Source organism: Burkholderia stabilis (genome assembly GCF_001742165.1).
Taxonomy (GTDB): Bacteria; Pseudomonadota; Gammaproteobacteria; order Burkholderiales; family Burkholderiaceae; genus Burkholderia; species Burkholderia stabilis.
In genome coordinates, this window is record NZ_CP016443.1 from 2,702,166 (window position 1) to 2,720,556 (window position 18,391).

The window sequence follows — 18,391 nt, forward strand, 5'->3', positions numbered from 1 at the left end:
CGGTCACGCGCGCTTGCGCGCCGGCCGTGCGACGGGCGCCGGCGCCAGCGGCTCGCTGGCCTGTTCGCACAACCGGTCGAGCATGCGTTGCGCGGCGCCTGCGCAATCCTCGCCGGCGGGCTTGTGTTCGATTTCGTCGATCAGCGCCTGCAGTTGCTGCCGGTTCTGCGTGAGCCGCTGTTCGAGCAGCGCGATTTCGTCGACCTTGTGCCGCAGCGCGACGAGCAGTTCGTCGCGCGGCCACGCGCCGAGATCGGGCGGCAGCACCGTGCGGATCTCGTCGAGCGCGAAACCCGCGCGCTGGGCGCGGTCGATGATCGCGAGCCGCGTCAGCGCTTCCGGCCCGTATTCCCGATAACCGTTCGCCTGCCGGCGCGCCGGCTCGAGCAGGCCGCTCGCTTCATAGAAGCGGATGCGCGACGCAGCGATGCCGCTCGCGCGCGCCAGTTCGCCGATTTTCATGCAGTGCTCCAAAGGGGCTTGACCTTAAAGTTGACTTTAAAGTTATCGTTGGGCATCGTCAATCGAGGATGCCCTCCATGAACCTGTTTACGCCCCTGACACTGCCCAACGGTGCGGTGATCCCGAACCGGCTGGCCAAGGCCGCGATGGAAGAGAACATGGCCGATGCGGACCACGCGCCGTCCGATGCGTTGCTGCGCCTGTACCAGGCGTGGGCCGACGGCCAGGTCGGCCTGATCCTGACCGGCAACGTGATGGTGGACGGCCGTGCGATGACGGGGCCGAACGGTGTCGTGCTCGAGAGCGACGCGCATCTCGAGCGCTTTCGCCGCTGGGCGCAGATCGCGCGCTCGGGCGGCGCGCACGTGTGGATGCAGATCAATCACCCGGGGCGCCAGATGCAGGCGGCGCTCGGCCAGACGACGCTCGCGCCGTCGGCCGTGCCGCTCGAGCTCGGCGCGTTGTCGAAGCAGTTCCCGGTGCCGAAGGAGATGACGCCGGCCGATATCGCCGACGTGCAGCAGCGCTTCGTGCGCGCCGCGCAGCTCGCGGAGCAAAGTGGCTTCACGGGCGTGCAGATCCACGCGGCGCACGGTTATCTGCTGAGCCAGTTCCTGTCGCCGCTGGCGAACCGCCGGCAGGACCAGTGGGGCGGCAGCATCGAGCATCGCGCGCGCCTGCTGCTCGACATCGTGCGCGACGTGCGCGCGACGGTGTCGCCCGGGTTCGTCGTCGCGGTGAAGCTGAATTCGGCCGATTTCCAGCGCGGCGGTTTCAGCGCGGACGATGCGAAGCGCGTGGTCGAACTGCTGAATCCGCTCGGCGTCGATCTCGTCGAACTGTCGGGCGGCAGCTATGAAGTGCCGGCGATGCAGGGCGAAGCACGCGACGGGCGCACGCTCGCCCGCGAAGCGTATTTCCTCGAATTCGCGCGCGACATCACGGCCGTCGCGCGGATGCCGCTGATGGTCACGGGCGGTATCCGCCGCCGCGCGGTCGCCGAGCAGGTGGTCGACAGCGGCGTGGCGATGGTCGGCATCGCGACCGCGCTGTCGATCGAGCCGAACCTGCCGCGCGACTGGCGCGCCGGCAAGGACGTTGCGCCGGTGCTGCAGCCGATCCGCTGGAAGAACAAGGCGCTGGGCGCGCTGGCCAACATGGCCGTCGTCAAGTTCCAGCTCACGCGGCTCAGCAAAGGGCGGCGCACGAAGCCGCAGGTGTCGCCGCTGCGCGCGCTGGTCAAGCAGCAACTGGCCGCGCAGTGCCAGACGCGGCGCTATCGGAAGTGGATGGCCGGACGTGTGGCGGCACCGCGTGCGTGACGCGCGCGTGCGTGTCTGAAACACCTGCTTCAGACTGATCGGCTCGCCACTCGGCGGGCCTTCTTTCGAGCCCGATACTTTCGGATTGCTTGCTGAAATATCGGGTTCGTTTACTGCATTATTCCGGCGCCTGATTGCGATTTTCGCGTGGCATAATTCGCCACCTTCATCGCACTCCGCCATCGTCGCGCGTCATGCACGTCGCCCGTTTCCGCAAACCCGGCAGCCTGATCGGATTGATCGCAATCCTGATGATGGCGCTCGCCCCCGCGGTTTCGCAGATGATGGCGTCGCGTCACCGGCTCGTCGACGCGCTGGCCGTCTATTGCTCGGCCGGCCTCGACGAAGCACCGGTTGCGCACGACGACCGCAAGCCCGCACCGCACGCCAACGCGCACTGGCAAGCGTGTCCTTATTGCAGCTTCGTCGCGCATGCGAGCGTGCTGCCGGGCCGTCCGGTTGCGTTCGACGTGCCGGTTGCGGGCTCGCAGATGCCGGTCGTGTCGGCATCGATTCCGGCGCGCATTCGTGTCGTCCACACCGTCGCGCAATCGCGCGCGCCGCCCGCGTTCTCCTGAGTTCGTCTGATCCTTTCATCCGACACGCCGCCGCTTCACGACCGAAGCGGGCGGTCGTTCGTCGCGCGCGTGCGCGACGGCATCGAACGACAACCGGAGAACACACACATGCCCCGCTTTACCGAACGGCACGCGCCTCGCGCCTGCGCCGCGCTGCTGGCCGCGATCGTCGGCCTGTCCCATGCTTCATTCGCGAACGCGCACGCCGTGGTCGGCGATCGCGTCTTTCCCGCGACGATGACGGTCGACGACCCGGGCGTCGGCGACGAATTCGACACGCAGTTCGGCCACATCAAGAGCACCGACGACAGCGGCAACACCCTCAACGTCAACACCGTGTCGTACGAGTGGGACAAGCTGATCACGAAGAACCTCGCGTTCAGCGTCGCCAGCCAGTACGTGTCGCAGAACGCGCCGGACGGCGGCTCCGCGAAGGGCTGGGACAACGTGACGCTCGGCGTGAAGTACCTCGCGTACGTGAATCCCGCGCACGAATTGATGGCGTCGGTCGGTCTCAAGGCCGAGATCGGCGGCACGGGCGCGAAGTCGATCGCGAATCCGTACTCGACGTTTACGCCGGCCGTTTATGTCGGCAAGGGCTTTGGCGATCTGCCCGCGTCGCTCGGTTACCTGCGCCCGTTCGCGGTGACGGCCGAGCTCGGGCCGAACCTGACCACGGCATCGTCGGACCAGGGCCCGAATGCGCTCGGCTGGGGCGTGACGCTGCAATACAGCATCCCGTACCTGCAGCAGCAGGTGAAGAACCTCGGCCTGCCGCAGCCGCTGAGCAACATGATCTTCGTCGTCGAGGCGCCGATGAGTACGTGCACGGCGGGGGCGTGTTCGGGGCAGACGACCGGAACGATCAACCCGGGTGTACTGTGGGTCAATCGCTACGGGCAGTTCGGCGTCGAGGCGCAGATTCCGGTCAATCGCGCGAGCGGCAACCATGTCGGCGTGATCTTCGATGCGCATCTGTATTTCGACGACCTGTTCCCCGGCTCGCTCGGCAAGCCGCTGTTCTGATCGAGGAGAAACCGCATGAACGTCCTGACCACGATGCGCGCGGCGGCCGCCGTGCTGTTGCTCGCCGGCGTGCAGCTCGCGCACGCGCATGCGTTTCCGACGCATCAGGCGCCGTCCGCGGGCGAGACCGTGACCGCGTCGCCGAAGCGTGTCGCGATCGATTTCGACGACGGCCTCGAGCCTGCGTTCAGCTCGATCGCCGTGACCGATGCGCAGGGCCGGTCCGTCACGAACGGCAACGCCGAAGTCGATGCGTCGAACAGGAAGCACATGTCCGTCGCGCTGAGCCCGTTGACGCCGGGCGTCTACACGGTCGCGTGGGTGGCCGTCGCGCTCGACGGCCATCGCACGCAGGGGCATTACGCGTTCACGGTGAAGTGACGATGCTCGGCACGTTCGCCGCGCGCATGCGCCGGCGAACGTGCCGCATGACGTTGCGTCACGTCATGCCGCGCGGCATCAGAACCGGTAGTTCATCAGCACTTCGAGCCGTCGGTCGTTGCCGAGCAGGTACTGCGTCTCGTTGTAGTACGCGGACTGCACGTAGCGGCGGTTGAACACGTTGTACGCGCGCGCGGTGATCGTCGTGTCCTTGCGCGGCTTCCATGCGAGCCCGAGGTCGACGGTCGTGTACGACGGCATCACCAGCTGGTTCGCGGTATCGGCAAACCGCTTGCCGACGTACTTGACGCCGGCAATGCCCGTCCAGTCCGGCGCGAAACGCCAGCTCACCCACAGGTTCGCGAGCCGCTGCGGCACCGACACCGGCACGTTGCCCGCGCGCGAGATCGTCGTGCCGCCGGACGTCTGCTGGAAATCGTCGTATTTCGCGCGCAGGATCGACACGTTCGCGTCGACGCGCCAGTCCTTCGCGATCTCCGCGCCGACCGTCGCCTCCAGCCCGCGCGACGATTGCTGGCCGACCTGGATCGACTGGTTCGGGTTCAGCGGATCGGCCGTCACGAGGTTGCTCTTCACGATCCGGTACGCGGCGAGCGTCCATTCGGCCTTGCCGTCGAGGAACGACTGCTTCACGCCGATCTCGATCTGACGGCCGGTCGCGAGCGTGAAGTTCGCCTTCGACGCATTCAGCGACAGCAGCGAGCTGATCGGATCGGCCGCGACCGAGTATTGCCCGTACACGGCGAGACCGGGCTGCACGTCGTACACGGTGCCGATGCGCCAGCCCGTGTTCGCGAACACCTTCGTGAACGCGCCGCCGTTCACGAGATCGTCGCGGTTCACGCTCGCATGGTCGTAGCGCAGCCCGCCGATCACCGACCAGCGCGGCGTGATTTCGAGCCGGTTCTCGGCGAACAGTGCGTACTGGTTCGCCTGGCTGCGGTACTTCGGGTACGTGCCTGCAACGTTGATGAAACTGCCCGGATCGAAGTTGAACGGATCGACCGTCGACGTGCCCGAGTACGGCGAGTTGTTGTCGTGCTGGAACGTCGTGTGATTGAACTCGGCGCCCGCCGAGAACGTGTTGCGCATCCCGAACAGCGCGCTGCTCACGGTGGCCGTCGTCACGTTGCCGTACTGTTCCTGGTCGTGGAAGATTTCCGTGAAGCTGCTGCGTTTGACCTGCGCGGTCGACGGCAGGTACGTGTAGTACTCGGCGTCCTTCCAGTGACGGTTGCTCTTCATCCGGTACAGCGTGCTCGTCACGTTCAGGCTGTCGCTCGGCTGCCAGTTCGCGGACACCGTCGCCCAGCTGTCGCGAAACGCGATGTCGCTGTCGCCGACGTTGTAGTTCTTCTTGTCGAGCGCGCGATCGCGCGCGCCGTTCACGAGCGGCACGCCGAAATACTGCATCGGATGCTGGAAGCCCTGAGCGTACGACGCCGTCACGTACAGGTCGGGCGTCACGTCGTAGCGCAGCGCGCCCGAGATCGACAGGTTGCGCGAATTGCCGCGATCGACCCAGTTCGACGAGCGGTTGCCGCTGATGTCGAAGCGGTACGACAGCTTGTCGTTGATCGCGCCGCCGCTGCCGAACGCGGCGCGCGCCGTGCCTTCGGTGCCGCCGCCGACCTGCAGTTCGTTGCGGATCGGCGTGCGCGTCGGCTTTTTCGGCACGATGTTGACGACGCCGCCGATCGCGCCTTCGCCGTAGATCACCGAAGCCGGGCCGCGCAGCACGTCGATATGATCGACCGACCACGTGTCGAACGGGAACGTGACGCCGATCGCGCCGTACGGACGCACGCCGTCGTACAGCTGCGTGACCGACGACGCGCCGACGAAGCCGCGCGCGCCGAGCTCCGATCCGCCGTTGCCGGGATGCGGCGATTCGCTGATGCCGGTCGCGCGGCTCACCGCATCGACGATCGAGCTGTCGCCGCGCGTGTCGAGCGTCGCGCGGTCGATCTGCTCGACGCTCGCGGGCGTTTCGAACGCCGACAGGCCGAGATGGCTGCCGGTGTCGAGCGGCCGTGTGAGCGGGGCGGGCTTCTGCGCGTCGACGCGAATCGGCGCGAGCGTCGCGCTGGCGCCCTTGACGTCGCTTTCCTGCGCTTGCCCGGCCGGTGCGAAGGCGGCGAAAACGGCGGCGGGCAGTATCAATCTGAACTTCATGTTTCGGTTTCCTTCGGATCGGTGGATGCGTTTTTCGCTCACGCTGCGGCCTGCGCTGCACGGCCGAACAGCAGGCGGTCGATCAACCAGACCGCGACGATCGTGATACCCGTCAACGGGAACACGATGCCGAGCAGCACGAGTCCCGCAATCCAGCCGCGCATCGGCGGCGCGCCGCGTTCGCGCGACGGCGCGCCGAGCTTTCCGGCCGGGCGGCGTTTCCACCACATCACCGTGCCCGTCACGGCCATCGCGGCCAGCCCGAGCGACAGCACCGCGCAGATGATCTGGTTCGCGAGCCCGAAGTAACGGCCCATGTGCAGCGACGTGCCGTACGACACGGCCTGCGACACCGCGCCGTAGTCGTCGTAGCGGATGTCCTTCAGCACCGCGCCGCTGTACTGGTCGATGTAGATCGTCCGCTCCGCCTTCGGGTCGGCCGGGAAGTACGACGCGGTGAACACGCCGTCGGCGCCCGACGGCAACGCGAGCGTGTAGCCGCTCGTCACGCCGAGCCCTGCGACGATCGCGATCGCGCGGGCCAGCGGCAGCGGCGCCGGCGTCGGCGCCGACGGCGAATGCGGAACGGGCACGTTGCCGACCGCCCACGGCGTTTGCGGCAGCGGCAGGTCGTCCATCACCATTCCCGGCATCGACGCGTCCGATTCATGGTGATGGCCGGACGATGCAGCGGCCTGCGCGGGTGCGGGCATCGCGGCAGCGCCCGGGCGCGTCGAGCGCACCGACGCGCCGCCCCATGCGCCTTCCGGCGCGCCGAGGTTCACGGTCGCGGCGAGCGCCTTGAAGTTCTTGCCCCACGAGCCCGACCATGGCAGCCCCGTCAGGATGAAGGCGATCGTGCCGGCCGCGAGCCAGATGCCGGCCGTCGCATGGAGGCTCTTCCACAGCGGCCGGCCGCGCAGCGACAGGTCGGGCCGCAGGGCGCGCCCGACGCGCGCGGTGCCGCGCGGCCACCACAGCGCGATGCCGGTGCCGATCATCACGAACGTCCAGCACGCGGCGAGCTCCATCAGCAGCTCGCCCGTCTTGCCGATCAGCAGCTTGCGATGCAGCATCCGGTCGACCTGCATGAAACGGTTCTCGACGCTCAGCGTGCCGAGCACGCTGCCGTCGTACGGGTTCACGTACACGCTCTCGCGGCTGCCGTCACGGAGCCGGAACACGTACTCGGCGCTGCGGTCCGGCGCGGTCGATACCTGGACCGACACCGGCGTTGCGCCGGCCGGCATCGCGGTACGCGCGCGGGCGAGCAGCGTGTCGGGGTCGAGCCTTGGCTTGGCCAGCGGTTCGACGATCAGCCGGTGCGGATACAGCAGCGGCTCGATCTGCGGCTGAAAGCAATAGAGCGTTCCCGTGATCGCGAGGATCACCAGGAACGGCATGACGAACAGGCCGGCATAGAAGTGCCAGCGCCAGAGCGTCCGGTAACCGGCGCTTGCGGAACGGGCGGGCGAGATCGCCCGCTCGACGGTGGTCGACATGATGTCAGCTCCTCGTGGTCGTCGATCGACCGGGCCGGCGCGGGCCGGCGGTCGTCAACGTGCGGCCCACCCGCCTGCGCGCGCAGCCGGAACGGGCGGCGCGGCGTCATGCGCAGGCGAAGCGCATGGCGGCGTCGCCCGCGCGACGCGGGCATTCGGGTGAACGCTTGATTCGGATGGTGCGAAACGAACGGCATGAAGGCTCATGCACATCGACGTGCACGAGCCGCTGGGCGGGACGTTCAGCAGAACAGCGGAGGGGCGCGGGAGGGCGGGCGATCGTCGAATATCGATCGCACGACGGGAGGACAGTCGAAGTGAATCCGGAAACGCCGCGGAGCCGCGGCGGGGAACAACAGCACCAGCAGGACGAACGAGGCGAGCGCCGTGAACAGCGCGGCGCCGAATGCGCAGAGGCCGTCTCCGTTTCCGGAGGATGCGGTCTTGCCGGCATGCGCGTCGTGTTTGAGCGCATCGACGAGCGCCAGCGCATCGTTGGCCGGCGTGATCGGCGCGGCGGCATCGAAACGGGCGGCCAGTGCGGCCACGCTGACGATCAGCGGGCCGCGGCCCGAACACAGCACCACCGAGCCCGCATCCGGGCCGTCCGGATCGAGCATCACGGCGCCCGACATCAGCGCGCGGGACAGCAGCGTCACGAGGAGGAACCCCCACAGCAGCTGTCGCGCGACGCCTTGCCGGAGCAGGAAGCGGCGAAGTGCGTTCATGGCGCGCGATTGTACCTCCGTTTGCGGGGCGGGGCCGGCCGCGGTGCTGATGCGCGGTATCGGCCCGCATGCGACCGGAAGCGGATCGCGGCGCGCGGTGGCGGCAGTCAGGCCGGGCGGAACGGCCCTTCGCCCGGCGGATCGTTGGCCGGGCCGTACGACCAGGTGCCGTCCGCTCGCGCAGTCAGCACGTTGCCCGAGCGCCGGTCGAACAGGTGCCATTGTTCGTCGGACGGATCGTCGCCGTACGGCCAGGTCGTCAGCTTGCCGCGAAGGTCGAAGTCGAACGCCCACGCACCCGGTTCGGCGCCGGGCGCGAGCGATTGCAGGATCTGTCCGTCGAGACGTTGCGCGGCGGCCGCGATGTCGCCGGACCGCGATTCGCTGTGTGCGAACTCGCGGCCGTCGAGCGCGATCGACCAGTGGCAGTAGCAGATCCACAGATGGCCGTTGCCGGCGACCGTCACGCGCCGCGACGCGAGCCTGTCCCGAGCCGCGGCGGACAGGTCGGGCGAGCCGGCCCGTGGCTCCCGGACCTCCAGTTCGGGTTGCCCGAACTCGAACGTGAGGAAGCTGCCCTGGCCTTTCGTCACGGACCAGGCGGGCGTATCGCAGATGGTCGGCCAGATCCGGTCGAAGTCGGCGGCGTTCACGGGTTGCATGTCAATGGGCGGAACCGGTCGCGGCGGCGTCCTCGCGTTCGTCGTCGGCGGACAGCAGCGCGGAAAGGTCGGCCGGCGACAGCCGTCTCATCGCGCGCTCGACGTCGTGATCGTAGCGGCGATCGTTGGGGTCGAGATGCTTCTGCGCCTTTCGCCCGTATCGCTTGACGAAGACGCCGAGCTCACCGGCCAGCCGGGATTTCCGGTTCCGGGGGCTCACGCGACAAGAATGCCGGGCATGGGCTCGAATGGGACGTGGCCGTGATTGCCGTCTTCGGCAGCCGATTCGTCAAGCCGGCTCACGCCGGATACGCATCGTCGACCTTCAGGTTCGCGAGCCGGAACAGCGTGCGCAGCGTCTGCGGATGAATGTCGCGGTGCGCGGCGAGCGACGTCAGCATGAAGTCGAGCACCTTCGCGTAACGGAGCAGCACGAGGCAGCGCGCGAGATCGGGCGTGCGGCCGCGCATGTCTTCGGCGAGGTGAACCATTTCGGTGGACAGCGTGCGCGCCATCTCGAGTTCCATCTGCTGTTTCTCGGTCCAGTCGGGCAGCGGCTGTTCGAGCAGTTTCGCGAGAAAGAGCTGGAACGACGTGTCGGACGAATTGGGCAGCGCATCCATGAAGTGCCTCGTTGCTTGTGCGGATCGTTCGGGCGCTTCCGGTGGACGCGCCCGAGGGTGGGTTCGTGTCCGCGCGGTGACCGGCGCGGCTTTCACCGGAACGGAATGCAGGTTCCGTACCAGCGCCGCGATCCGATTGTTGAGCAATGTTGAGCGGTGCTGCGGCGCGGGCGGCGAGTCCCGCCGATACTGGGTTGCAGAGGCAGTCGAGGAAGGCATCCATACGTGCGGCGCGATGCGCATCGGCCGCATGGCGCGGTTCGCCGAAGCGAAATGCTTCACGGATGTAACGTAACGCCGAGATAAAACGTGTCGTGCGTTTCGGCCGGCGGACGGCACGAAGCGTGCCGCCTCGCGTCTGCCAAGCGTTCGGCCGGCCGGAGGCGGCAACGCGACGCGTTCCATCGTGCGGCGCAAACCCGCGATGCATGCGCCAGGTGTTTCAGAACCGAGACGGTTTCGCTCACGGCCGGCGATTCGATTGCGAGGCCCTTCAACTGGCCCAGCGAATCGCGGGCCAACTGTCCATGGGCAGGCGGCACGCATTTGCCAACAATCTCCGGATCCTTCCTCCGAGGTTCGACATGAGCGCCCACGGTTTCTTCTCGGCCAATCTGCTGCTGGCCTACACGGCCTATTTCATCGGTACGGCCAGCCCGGGGCCGAGCAATCTCGCGATCATGTCGGTCGCCGCGAACCAGGGGCGCAAGGCGGCGCTGGCGTTCGCGCTCGGCGTCATTTCCGGATCGATGTTCTGGGCGTCGGTGGCGGCGCTCGGCGTGTCGGCCGCGCTGCTCGCGTGGTCGAAGCTGCTGGTCGCGATCAAGATCTTCGGCGGGCTGTACCTGCTGTGGCTGGCATTCAAGTCGGGGCGCATGGCATGGTCGGGCAAGGCGGCGGCGTCGCCGAACGCGGCGCACGGGCAGCGGCTGTCGCGTTTCTACGTGCGCGGCGCGATGCTGCACCTGACCAATCCGAAAGCCATTCTCGTGTGGGTGTCGATCGTCGCGCTGTCGTCGAACGGCGCTGGCGCGTCGCACGGCGCGGTCGTGCCGGGCTGCCTCGTGATCGGCTGCCTGGTGTTCGGCGGTTATGCGCTCGTGTTCTCGATGGACGGCGCGCGCCGGCTGTACGTGCGCGGCCGCCGTGCGATGGAAGCGTGTCTTGCCGTCGTGTTCGGCGTGGCGGGGATCAGGCTGCTGGTGTCGAACGCGTAGCCGCGCAATGCTTGCCGGAACCCGGCGCCGCGCGGGCGCGCGGCAGCGGGTTCCGGCATCGAGATGGCTTCAGATTCAGAAAATGAAGCCCGTATTGATGAACTTCGAGTAGTGATCCGACACGATCGAATCGAGCAGCTGCTTGCTGCCTTCGGTCTGCTTCGCCGCGACCATCGAGCGGATCGAGAACGCGCGCAGCGCGTCGCTCACCGACAGCGTGCCTTCCGCCGAATCCTTGCGGCCCGCGAACGGGAACACGTCGGGCCCGCGCTGGCACTGGCAGTTGATGTTCACGCGGCACACCTGGTTCACGAGCGGATCGACGAGCGCGCCGATCTGCGCCGGATCGGAACCGAAGATGCTGACCTGCTGGCCGTGATCCGACGTCGTCACGTAGTCGAGCGCGGTGTCGACGTCGTCGAACGGCGCGACCGGAATGATCGGCCCGAACTGTTCCTCGCGATACAGCTTCATCCCTTCGGACACCGGATACACGACGGCCGGATAGAACAGCGTCTTGCTGAACTCGCCGCCCGACGCGTTGACGACCTGCGCGCCCCTGGCCTTCGCGTCGTCGATCGCATCCGTCATGTACGCCGTGCGATGCATGCCGGGCAGCGGCGTGATGCTGACGCCTTTCTCCCACGGCATGCCGATCTTCAACTGTTCGAGCGCGGCGGTGAAGCGCTTCAGGAATTCATCGACGATCGAGCGGTGCACGAGCAGCATCTTCAGCGCGGTGCAGCGCTGGCCGTTGAACGACAGCGCGCCGAGCAGGCATTCCTTCACGGTGAGGTCGAGATCGGCGTCGGGCAGCACGATCGCCGCGTTCTTCGCGTCGAGGCCGAGGATCGCGCGCAGCCGGTGCGACTTCGGGTGCTGCTTCTTCAGGTGGTCGGCCACCTTGCTCGAACCGATCAGCGCGAGCACGTTGATCTTCCCCGATGCGAGCATGTGCGGCACGACCACCGCGCCCGGCGCGTAGATCGTGTTGATCACGCCTTTCGGGAATGCGTCGCGGAACGCCTCGAGCAGCGGCTCGAACAGCAGCGTGCCGTACTGCGGCGGCTTGAACACCACGGTGTTGCCCATCAGCAGCGCGGGGATCAGCGTCGCGAAGGTTTCGTTCAGCGGATAGTTGTACGGGCCCATGCACAGCACGACGCCGAGCGGCGTGCGGCGGATCTGGCCGATCGTGCCTTCCGCGATCACGAAGCGCGAATTCGCGTTGTCGAGCTCCTTCAGCGCGTCGATCGTCTGCGTCATGTACGTGACGGTGCGGTCGAATTCCTTCTGCGAATCGGCGAGGCTCTTGCCGATCTCCCACATGATCAGGTTCACGACGAGCTCGCGCTGCGCGACCATCCGCTTGATGAACTCCTGCATGCACGCGATGCGTTGCTCGACCTTCATCGTCGGCCACTCGCCGCGGCCCGAGTCGTATGCGCGTACAGCAGCGTCGAGCGCCGCGTCGCTTTCCGTTTCGCCCATCACGGGATAGCTGCCGATCTCGACCTGCTCGACGCTGCCGTCCGCCTGGCGCACGCACACGGGCGACAGCACGGTTTTGGTCGTGCCGTCCCAGGGCCGCAATTCGCCGTCGACGAGCGACACGCGCTGGTGGATCGGCGAAGCGAGCCGGAACTCGGCGGGGATGTCCTGATAGGCGGGAAACAGATGCTGCAGGGAGGCGGAATCGGGCATGACGGTCTCGTTTGACGGGGTGTCCGGGAAGGACGGGCGATGCGAATCCTGAGCGGGGGCGATCCTCGATCCTGAATCGGCATGATGACGCGCGCGCGACGGAGCGTCACGCGAGAACATGGCCGAATCGGCGAATGGAACCAGTTCCATTAAAAAGGAACGCCGCCGTGAATGCAAGATTTGCCGAGCGGCGTCGCGTTAATCGTAAGCATTTGGAAAGACTGTTGCCGAATGGCCGGTATAACGCGTACGGGGCACCCGCAAACGTTTCACTCTGGCGGGTTTGAGCGGATAATGGCGCGGCGCGGCGAAGAAAAAAATGAAGTGAGCCTGAGAGAGCAGACGTAGTGAAGAACAGAAGAAGGTCCGCCGCGTCGCCGAAGCGAGGTCGGCTGCCCGGAGCGCCGGGTCGGGGTTGCCCGACCCGGCGCGCACCGGACATCGAACGCGTATCGCCGGCATCACCCGATCATTCGTGATCCTTTCAAATTCCCTTCGTTTTCGAATTTCCGAATTCCACTTTTTGTCCGATCGCCATCGCACGCAACGCGTGATGCGCCGATTGCGACCGCATTCTTCTTCCGCTGAACCCACGCCGTCGCACGAATCAATTTCGTGAAAGCGAAAGGCATTCGTCAGGAATCCAGACTGCAAAACGCCGGCACGTTGCGGACAGGCGACATCTCGCACACGGTCGATAAAAATTAATTAAAAACACGAATCATTCTCGTTTAATATTTCGCTCCGTTACGAGTCGTGACCAGCCGTCACGGCTTCTTTCGTGCCGGTTGTGCCGGCCGGCATCCACCCGCGCCGGCCGATCGCCGGCCGGCATGCGCGACGGGGCGATCCCCCGCGCGCCTCTTCTTCTTCACGGAAAGGATGTGGTCAGCGATTCGCCGCCTGCTTCGCGCGTTGGCCGCACGCGTTTCCGTTCGCCGTTTTTCTTCAGCCTCTACCTCAACGATGAAACTCAACAAGAGCGCCTGCCATGCGCTTCTGATCGCCACGTCGCTGGCCGGCGCCCGTACTTCGTTCGCGCAGGCGAATGACGCGGCGACGACGCTGCCCGCGATTTCCGTCAACGCGGCCGCCGAGCGCGCGTCGTACGACGCGGGCCACTCGCGCGCGGCGACCAAGACCGACATGTCGCTGATGGACGTGCCGCAGACGGTGAACGTCGTCCCGCACGCGGTGATCGAGGATCAGAACGCGACGTCGATGCAGGACGCGCTGCGCAACGTGCCGGGCGTCGGCTTCTCGGTCGGCGACGGCCAGCGCGACCAGATCACGATCCGCGGCTTCAACAGCATCACGGATCAGTACGTCGACGGCATTCGCGACGATGCGCTCTACTATCGCGACCTGTCGAACGTCGAGCGCGTCGAGGTGCTGAAGGGGCCGGCGGCCGTGCTGTACGGGCGCGGCTCGGCGGGCGGCATTGTGAATCGCGTGCTGAAGCGGCCGGAGGCGAACCCCGTGCGCGATGTGGGCGTGACGCTCGGCACGCGCGGCGAGCGGCGCGGCGAATTCGACCTCGGCTGGAACGCGAACGACGCGGCGCGTTTCCGCATCACCGGCGCGGCCGAGAACTCGAACAGCTTTCGCGACCAGTTCCAGCTCAATCGCCAGGCGATTGCGCCGTCCGCGCAGTTCAAGCTCGACAGCAATACGGTGCTGAACGTCGAATTCGACTACCTGCATGACCGCCGCACGTCCGACCAGGGGCTGCCCGCGTATCTCGGCCGGCCGGTCGACGTGCCGATCAACACGTACTACGGTTCGGCCGATGCGGCGAACAGCTCGTACAACGATGTGTCCGCGAAGAGCGCGACGGTGTCGCTCGATCATCGCTTCAGCGATTCGCTGTCGTTCCACGGCGCGATCCGCGCGTACGACTTCTCGCTCGAACGCAAGAACTACGTCACGTACGAGCCGATCAAGACCGCCGCGCATCCGGTCGTGACGCTCGACCAGTCGACGCGCCAGCGCACCGACCACGGCATCGACGGCCTGTTCGAACTCACGCAGAAGACCTCGCTGTTCGGCATGCGTCACGAGCTGCTGTACGGGCTGGAGCTGTCGCAGCAACAGAAGTTCGACACGATCTACAGCGTGTCGAAGGTCGCGACCTACGATCTCTTCAATCCGCAGCCGGTGATCCTGCCCGGCGTGCCGACCGGCGCGCGTGCGAAGACGAATGCGTCGACCGTCGTCGGGCTCGCGGGCGTCTACGCACAGGACCTGATCTCGCTGACCGAGCACTGGAAGGTGCTTGCGGGCCTGCGCTTCGACTACCTGAACCAGATCCGCCACGACTACACGTCGTCGAACGTCAATCTCGACCGGACCGATCACGCATGGAGCCCGCGCGTCGGCCTGATCTACGAACCGCTCGACTGGCTGACGCTGTACGGGTCGTTCAGCCAGTCGTTCTCGCCGCTCGCCGATACGCTGATCAGTTCCGGCGCGTTCGCGAACGGCGCCGCGCTCGCGCCGCAGAAAACCACCGCGTACGAAGTCGGCTCACGCTTCGACCTCGGCGGCAAGGCGACGGCCAGCGTCGCGTTGTTCGACATGCGCCAGACCAACCAGCAGATCGGCGACCCCGCGAATCCCGGCTATGCGCTGCCGATCGGCACGCAGCACGTGCACGGGATGGAGCTGGGCTTCACCGGCGAGATTGCGCCGAAGTGGTCGGTGTATGCGGGCTATGCGTACCTGAACGGCACGGTCGACGGTTCGGCGCAATCGACGGCGGCCGGCCTCGCGGTGTCGAGCAACACGCCGGGGCTGATGCCGCGCCACAGCGCGAACCTGTGGGTCAAGCGCGAGCTGCCGTACGGCTTCTATGCGGCGGCCGGCATGCAGTTCCAGTCGGCGCGTTACACGTCGGCGAGCGACCTCGTCACGCTGCCGTCGTTCACGGTGTTCAACCTGGGCGCCGGGTATCGCAGCAAGAAGGTCGACGTGACGCTCACGCTCGACAACCTGTTCAACCGCCGCTACTTCATTGCGGCGCACGGCAACGCGGACCTGTACAACATGCCCGGCGATCCGCGCACGCTGACCGCGACGGTCAAGTGGCACATGTAACGCGTTCGCTGCGCGACAATGCGGGCTTTCGTCAGGACGGCCTGCATTTCATTGCCCATGATCCGGAAACCGATTGATGTGTCGAGCATGAACGGCCGCGCGCGCATGCTGTGCGTGGCGCTGCTGACGTGCGGCGCAGCCGCGGCGGGCGCAGTACGCGCACAGTCGATACCGGCCGACGCAGAGCCGGATTGCCGCGCAGTGCATATCGCGCGGACGATCACGCTGTCGGGCCGTTACGCGCTCGACTACGGCGACGAATCGATCGGGTCGGACGTATGGTTCGAAGCGGATGACGCATCGGCGCGGCGCTTGCCGGAGCGTTCGCAACGCGCGGGCGTGATCGACTTCACGAACCAGCGCGATGCGATGCGCAGCCTGCGGATGCCCGCCGCGCAGCCCGACGGCGTGTGCCGGCTGGAAGGGCGGGCGACGATCGTGATCCGCGATCTGGAAACGGCGTGCCCGGGGCTGGAGACGCCCGATCGCGCGCGGCTGGTGAAGGTGATCTCGGCAGGGTTGCCGGTGCGGCGCGCATGCGACGCCGCCGCGCCGTGACCGGCAGGCTGCACCTTACTCGACGTCCTCGTCGTCCTCGTCGTATTCCGCGGTGGCGCCGTCCGCATCCGGCGCCGCATAGGCGCTCGCCTGTTCCAGCAGCCAGCCGCGAAACAGTTCCAGCGGCTTGCTGTGGCTGAGCTCCGTCGGATACACGAGGTAGTACGCCGAATCGCCGACCGTCGCCGCGTCGCACGGCACGATCAGGCCGAGCTGCTGCAACTGTTCCTCGACGAAGAATTTCGGCACGAGCGCGATCCCGAGCCCGGCCGCGGCCGCGCTGATCAGCATCGTATGCAGCTCGTAGCGCACGCCCTGCATCGTGCGGATGTCCTCGACGCCGTGCGTCTCGAACCACTGCGCCCACGCGCCGGGACGCGTCGTCGAGTGCAGCAGCGGGTACGCGAGCAAGTCCTCCACGCGTTCCACCGGCCCGTCGAGCAGCGCGGGCGAGCAGATCGGCACGACTTCCTCGCCGAACAGGTAGTCGGACGACGTGCCGGGCCAGGTCGGCTTGCCGTAGTGGATCGCGGCTTCGAAGTGCGTGTCCTCGAACGAGAACAGGTCGGTGCGGCTGCCCATGTTCACGCGCACGTCCGGCGTGCGGTCGTAGAAGCTCTTGATGCGCGGGATCAGCCAGTGCGACGCGAACGTCGGCAGCACCGCGAGCTCCAGGTAGCCGCCGCCGCTGCCGTGCGCGATGATCGACAGCGTGTCGCGGTCGAGCGTTTCCAGCGCGCGCCGCACCTGCGTGCCGTACAGCTTGCCGGCGCGCGTCAGCACGACGCGCTGCTTCACGCGCGCGAACAGCCGCACGCCGAGGCTCGCCTCGAGCGTCGCGATCTGGCGCGATACCGCGCTTTCGGTCAGGAACAGCTCCTTGGCCGCGTGCGTGAAGCTCTCGTGGCGCGCGGCGGCTTCGAAAGCCACGAGCGCCCCCATGTTGGGAATCTTGAATTTGCGCATGATGCTCGGTTTGTCTGATGAACGGGGCCGCACCGCGCAGAGTGTAAGGCAGGGGCGACGGGTGGCTGATAGTTCCAAAAACTCATCACATATCAATTTAATCTCGCTTTACGCCCGGCTGCAACCCTTTGAATAATGCTCCCCACGCAAGGTCAGGCGCCCGCGGGGCAGCCGGCCGACGAGTTGCCGGCACGTTTGCCGGCGGTCCCCCGAGACGAGAATCCTGATGCGCAATCCGAATATCGAGAGCTTGCTGACGAAGCTGCTGGGACAGGCGAAGACCGACGCCCTGTTCTCGACCCTGAACATGCCGGCCATCCTCGAAGAGTGGGAAGACGGCGTCGTGACGCGCGCGGAAATCGCGCAGGCGATGAACATGGCGCTGTTCGAAGGGCTGCTCGAGCGTTCGGCGAACGGCCGCGCGTATACGGCCGACGCGATCGGAAGCGGCGGCTCGGTGTACTTCGATCACGGCGCGCTGCGCACGGTGCGCTGGCCGCACACGGGCGCGCTGCCGCCGGGCGAGGCCGCGTTCACGCGCATCCTGCGTCCGCTCGGCTTCCGCCTGAACGGCCGTTATCCGCTCGACAAGCTCGGCATGACCGGCCGCGCGTATGCGCACGAGGATGCGCCGGACGAAATCGCGCAATTCTTCGTCAGCGAGCTGCATCCGGAGCGTTTCTCGAAGGAATTCCAGCAGGCCGTGACGAACGTCGTGAGCACGTCGCGCGATCCGCTGTCGCCGGCGGCCGTCGCGCTGCTGTGGGAAGTCGAGCGCGAAGGCTGGCTGTCGCTCGACGCCGCGCATGCGCTGCTGCCGGAGATCGTCGGCGCGTTCGCGCGCCAGCACGACATGCCGAACGAGCTCGACTACGAAACGCTGCTGATGGAATCGGCGGAAATGGCGTGGATCTCGACCGAAGGCAACGCGTTCAACCATGCGACCGACCGCGTCGCCGACGTGTTCAAGCTGTCCGACGACGAAAAGGCGAAAGGCCGGCCGATGAAGCCGGAAGTCGAGCGCTCGCGCTCGGGCCGCGTGTTCCAGACCGCGTATCGCGCGGATACCGTCGAGCGCGAGTTCCGCACGCGCGACGGCGGCACGGTGAAGCGCAACGTGCCGGGGTCGTTCTACGAGTTCATCACGCGCAAGCGCACGTTCGACCAGGCGGCGCGCCGCTGGGTGACCGACCTGCGTTTCGATGCGGGCAACGCGCAAGGCATCTTCAAGATGACGGCGAGCGCGGCGAAGTAACGGATGCGAAGCGGTAAACGGATCGGGCAGGACGTGCGAGCGTCCTGCCCGATTTGCGTTGGTTCGGCGCCCTGCGATGCGGATGACGCCGCGGCATTCGGATGGCCGCGCGCGC

17 protein-coding genes are annotated in these 18,391 nt (G+C 66.9%); 8 read left to right on the forward strand and 9 right to left on the reverse strand.

The genetic code is table 11. The annotated features are described in order from the left end of the window. Nucleotides 1-3 precede the first annotated feature (3 nt). Nucleotides 4-462 carry a MerR family transcriptional regulator gene (locus BBJ41_RS29940; protein WP_069749788.1) on the reverse strand — a complete coding sequence of 153 codons (459 nt, stop codon included), beginning with the start codon at nt 460-462 and terminating at the stop codon, nt 4-6. Nucleotides 463-539: 77 nt separating this feature from the next. Between BBJ41_RS29940 and BBJ41_RS29945 the strand changes: the two genes are divergently transcribed. From BBJ41_RS29945 to BBJ41_RS29960, 4 genes are all read left to right on the forward strand, one after another. Beyond that, the gene (locus BBJ41_RS29945; protein ID WP_069749789.1) at nt 540-1,784 is read left to right on the forward strand and encodes an NADH:flavin oxidoreductase/NADH oxidase family protein; all 1,245 of its coding nucleotides are present in this window, start codon (nt 540-542) and stop codon (nt 1,782-1,784) included. Between the two features lie 194 nt (nt 1,785-1,978). Next, on the forward strand, nt 1,979-2,362 hold the full coding sequence (locus BBJ41_RS29950) for a DUF2946 domain-containing protein (RefSeq protein WP_069749790.1): 384 nt from the start codon (nt 1,979-1,981) through the stop codon (nt 2,360-2,362). A 108-nt stretch (nt 2,363-2,470) separates the two neighbouring features. Then, complete coding sequence (locus tag BBJ41_RS29955; RefSeq protein ID WP_069749791.1) at nt 2,471-3,388, forward strand: hypothetical protein; 918 nt, start codon at nt 2,471-2,473, stop codon at nt 3,386-3,388. A gap of 15 nt (nt 3,389-3,403) precedes the next feature. Then, complete coding sequence (locus BBJ41_RS29960) at nt 3,404-3,769, forward strand: copper resistance CopC family protein (RefSeq protein ID WP_069749792.1); 366 nt, start codon at nt 3,404-3,406, stop codon at nt 3,767-3,769. Between the two features lie 78 nt (nt 3,770-3,847). On the opposite strand, the gene BBJ41_RS29965 is transcribed toward BBJ41_RS29960, so the two are convergent. The 6 genes from BBJ41_RS29965 to BBJ41_RS29990 all read right to left on the reverse strand — a co-directional run bounded on the left by BBJ41_RS29965 (nt 3,848) and on the right by BBJ41_RS29990 (nt 9,480). Continuing rightward, nucleotides 3,848-5,965 (reverse strand): TonB-dependent receptor, encoded by a 2,118-nt coding sequence (locus BBJ41_RS29965; RefSeq protein ID WP_069749793.1) that lies wholly within the window; start codon nt 5,963-5,965, stop codon nt 3,848-3,850. A 38-nt stretch (nt 5,966-6,003) separates the two neighbouring features. Next, nucleotides 6,004-7,467 carry a PepSY-associated TM helix domain-containing protein gene (locus tag BBJ41_RS29970; RefSeq protein ID WP_069749794.1) on the reverse strand — a complete coding sequence of 488 codons (1,464 nt, stop codon included), beginning with the start codon at nt 7,465-7,467 and terminating at the stop codon, nt 6,004-6,006. A 242-nt stretch (nt 7,468-7,709) separates the two neighbouring features. Next, nucleotides 7,710-8,195, reverse strand: coding sequence for a hypothetical protein (locus tag BBJ41_RS29975; RefSeq protein ID WP_069749795.1), 486 nt, complete (start codon nt 8,193-8,195; stop codon nt 7,710-7,712). Nucleotides 8,196-8,302: 107 nt separating this feature from the next. Continuing rightward, complete coding sequence (locus BBJ41_RS29980; protein ID WP_069749796.1) at nt 8,303-8,857, reverse strand: hypothetical protein; 555 nt, start codon at nt 8,855-8,857, stop codon at nt 8,303-8,305. A 1-nt stretch (nt 8,858) separates the two neighbouring features. Continuing rightward, nucleotides 8,859-9,077, reverse strand: a complete 219-nt coding sequence (locus tag BBJ41_RS29985; RefSeq protein WP_069749797.1) for a hypothetical protein — start codon at nt 9,075-9,077, stop codon at nt 8,859-8,861. Nucleotides 9,078-9,156: 79 nt separating this feature from the next. After that, entirely contained in the window at nt 9,157-9,480 is a 324-nt protein-coding gene (locus BBJ41_RS29990) for a DNA-binding protein (RefSeq protein WP_069749798.1), read from the reverse strand. A 584-nt stretch (nt 9,481-10,064) separates the two neighbouring features. Between BBJ41_RS29990 and BBJ41_RS30000 the strand changes: the two genes are divergently transcribed. Beyond that, nucleotides 10,065-10,697, forward strand: a complete 633-nt coding sequence (locus tag BBJ41_RS30000) for a LysE family translocator (RefSeq protein WP_069749800.1) — start codon at nt 10,065-10,067, stop codon at nt 10,695-10,697. Between the two features lie 75 nt (nt 10,698-10,772). Here the strand turns inward: BBJ41_RS30000 and BBJ41_RS30005 are convergent, their stop codons facing one another. After that, complete coding sequence (locus BBJ41_RS30005; RefSeq protein WP_069749801.1) at nt 10,773-12,401, reverse strand: NADP-dependent glyceraldehyde-3-phosphate dehydrogenase; 1,629 nt, start codon at nt 12,399-12,401, stop codon at nt 10,773-10,775. Nucleotides 12,402-13,367: 966 nt separating this feature from the next. Between BBJ41_RS30005 and BBJ41_RS30010 the strand changes: the two genes are divergently transcribed. Both BBJ41_RS30010 and BBJ41_RS30015 read left to right on the forward strand, forming a co-directional pair. Next, nucleotides 13,368-15,497 (forward strand): TonB-dependent receptor, encoded by a 2,130-nt coding sequence (locus tag BBJ41_RS30010; RefSeq protein ID WP_069749802.1) that lies wholly within the window; start codon nt 13,368-13,370, stop codon nt 15,495-15,497. An 87-nt stretch (nt 15,498-15,584) separates the two neighbouring features. After that, complete coding sequence (locus tag BBJ41_RS30015; protein WP_069750438.1) at nt 15,585-16,055, forward strand: hypothetical protein; 471 nt, start codon at nt 15,585-15,587, stop codon at nt 16,053-16,055. 15 nt (nt 16,056-16,070) lie between these two features. Here BBJ41_RS30015 and BBJ41_RS30020 read toward each other — a convergent pair whose 3' ends face one another. Continuing rightward, complete coding sequence (locus BBJ41_RS30020) at nt 16,071-17,021, reverse strand: LysR family transcriptional regulator (protein WP_069749803.1); 951 nt, start codon at nt 17,019-17,021, stop codon at nt 16,071-16,073. 226 nt (nt 17,022-17,247) lie between these two features. Here BBJ41_RS30020 and BBJ41_RS30025 point away from each other — a divergent pair, with 226 nt between their 5' ends. Next, nucleotides 17,248-18,276 (forward strand): DUF1338 domain-containing protein, encoded by a 1,029-nt coding sequence (locus tag BBJ41_RS30025; RefSeq protein WP_069749804.1) that lies wholly within the window; start codon nt 17,248-17,250, stop codon nt 18,274-18,276. Nucleotides 18,277-18,391 lie beyond the last annotated feature (115 nt).

Excerpts from the sequence above, each read along its gene's own strand:
- BBJ41_RS30015 (WP_069750438.1), top strand. The coding sequence starts at position 15,585 with ATGAACGGCCGCGCGCGCATGCTGTGCGTGGCGCTGCTGACGTGCGGC.
- BBJ41_RS29990 (WP_069749798.1), bottom strand. The coding sequence starts at position 9,480 with ATGGATGCGCTGCCCAATTCGTCCGACACGTCGTTCCAGCTCTTTCTC.
- BBJ41_RS29960 (WP_069749792.1), top strand. The coding sequence starts at position 3,404 with ATGAACGTCCTGACCACGATGCGCGCGGCGGCCGCCGTGCTGTTGCTC.
- BBJ41_RS29950 (WP_069749790.1), top strand. The coding sequence starts at position 1,979 with ATGCACGTCGCCCGTTTCCGCAAACCCGGCAGCCTGATCGGATTGATC.
- BBJ41_RS30000 (WP_069749800.1), top strand. The coding sequence starts at position 10,065 with ATGAGCGCCCACGGTTTCTTCTCGGCCAATCTGCTGCTGGCCTACACG.
- BBJ41_RS29945 (WP_069749789.1), top strand. The coding sequence starts at position 540 with ATGAACCTGTTTACGCCCCTGACACTGCCCAACGGTGCGGTGATCCCG.
- BBJ41_RS30020 (WP_069749803.1), bottom strand. The coding sequence starts at position 17,021 with ATGCGCAAATTCAAGATTCCCAACATGGGGGCGCTCGTGGCTTTCGAA.
- BBJ41_RS30025 (WP_069749804.1), top strand. The coding sequence starts at position 17,248 with ATGCGCAATCCGAATATCGAGAGCTTGCTGACGAAGCTGCTGGGACAG.
- BBJ41_RS29980 (WP_069749796.1), bottom strand. The coding sequence starts at position 8,857 with ATGCAACCCGTGAACGCCGCCGACTTCGACCGGATCTGGCCGACCATC.
- BBJ41_RS29970 (WP_069749794.1), bottom strand. The coding sequence starts at position 7,467 with ATGTCGACCACCGTCGAGCGGGCGATCTCGCCCGCCCGTTCCGCAAGC.
- BBJ41_RS29965 (WP_069749793.1), bottom strand. The coding sequence starts at position 5,965 with ATGAAGTTCAGATTGATACTGCCCGCCGCCGTTTTCGCCGCCTTCGCA.
- BBJ41_RS30005 (WP_069749801.1), bottom strand. The coding sequence starts at position 12,401 with ATGCCCGATTCCGCCTCCCTGCAGCATCTGTTTCCCGCCTATCAGGAC.
- BBJ41_RS29955 (WP_069749791.1), top strand. The coding sequence starts at position 2,471 with ATGCCCCGCTTTACCGAACGGCACGCGCCTCGCGCCTGCGCCGCGCTG.
- BBJ41_RS29940 (WP_069749788.1), bottom strand. The coding sequence starts at position 462 with ATGAAAATCGGCGAACTGGCGCGCGCGAGCGGCATCGCTGCGTCGCGC.
- BBJ41_RS29975 (WP_069749795.1), bottom strand. The coding sequence starts at position 8,195 with ATGAACGCACTTCGCCGCTTCCTGCTCCGGCAAGGCGTCGCGCGACAG.
- BBJ41_RS30010 (WP_069749802.1), top strand. The coding sequence starts at position 13,368 with ATGAAACTCAACAAGAGCGCCTGCCATGCGCTTCTGATCGCCACGTCG.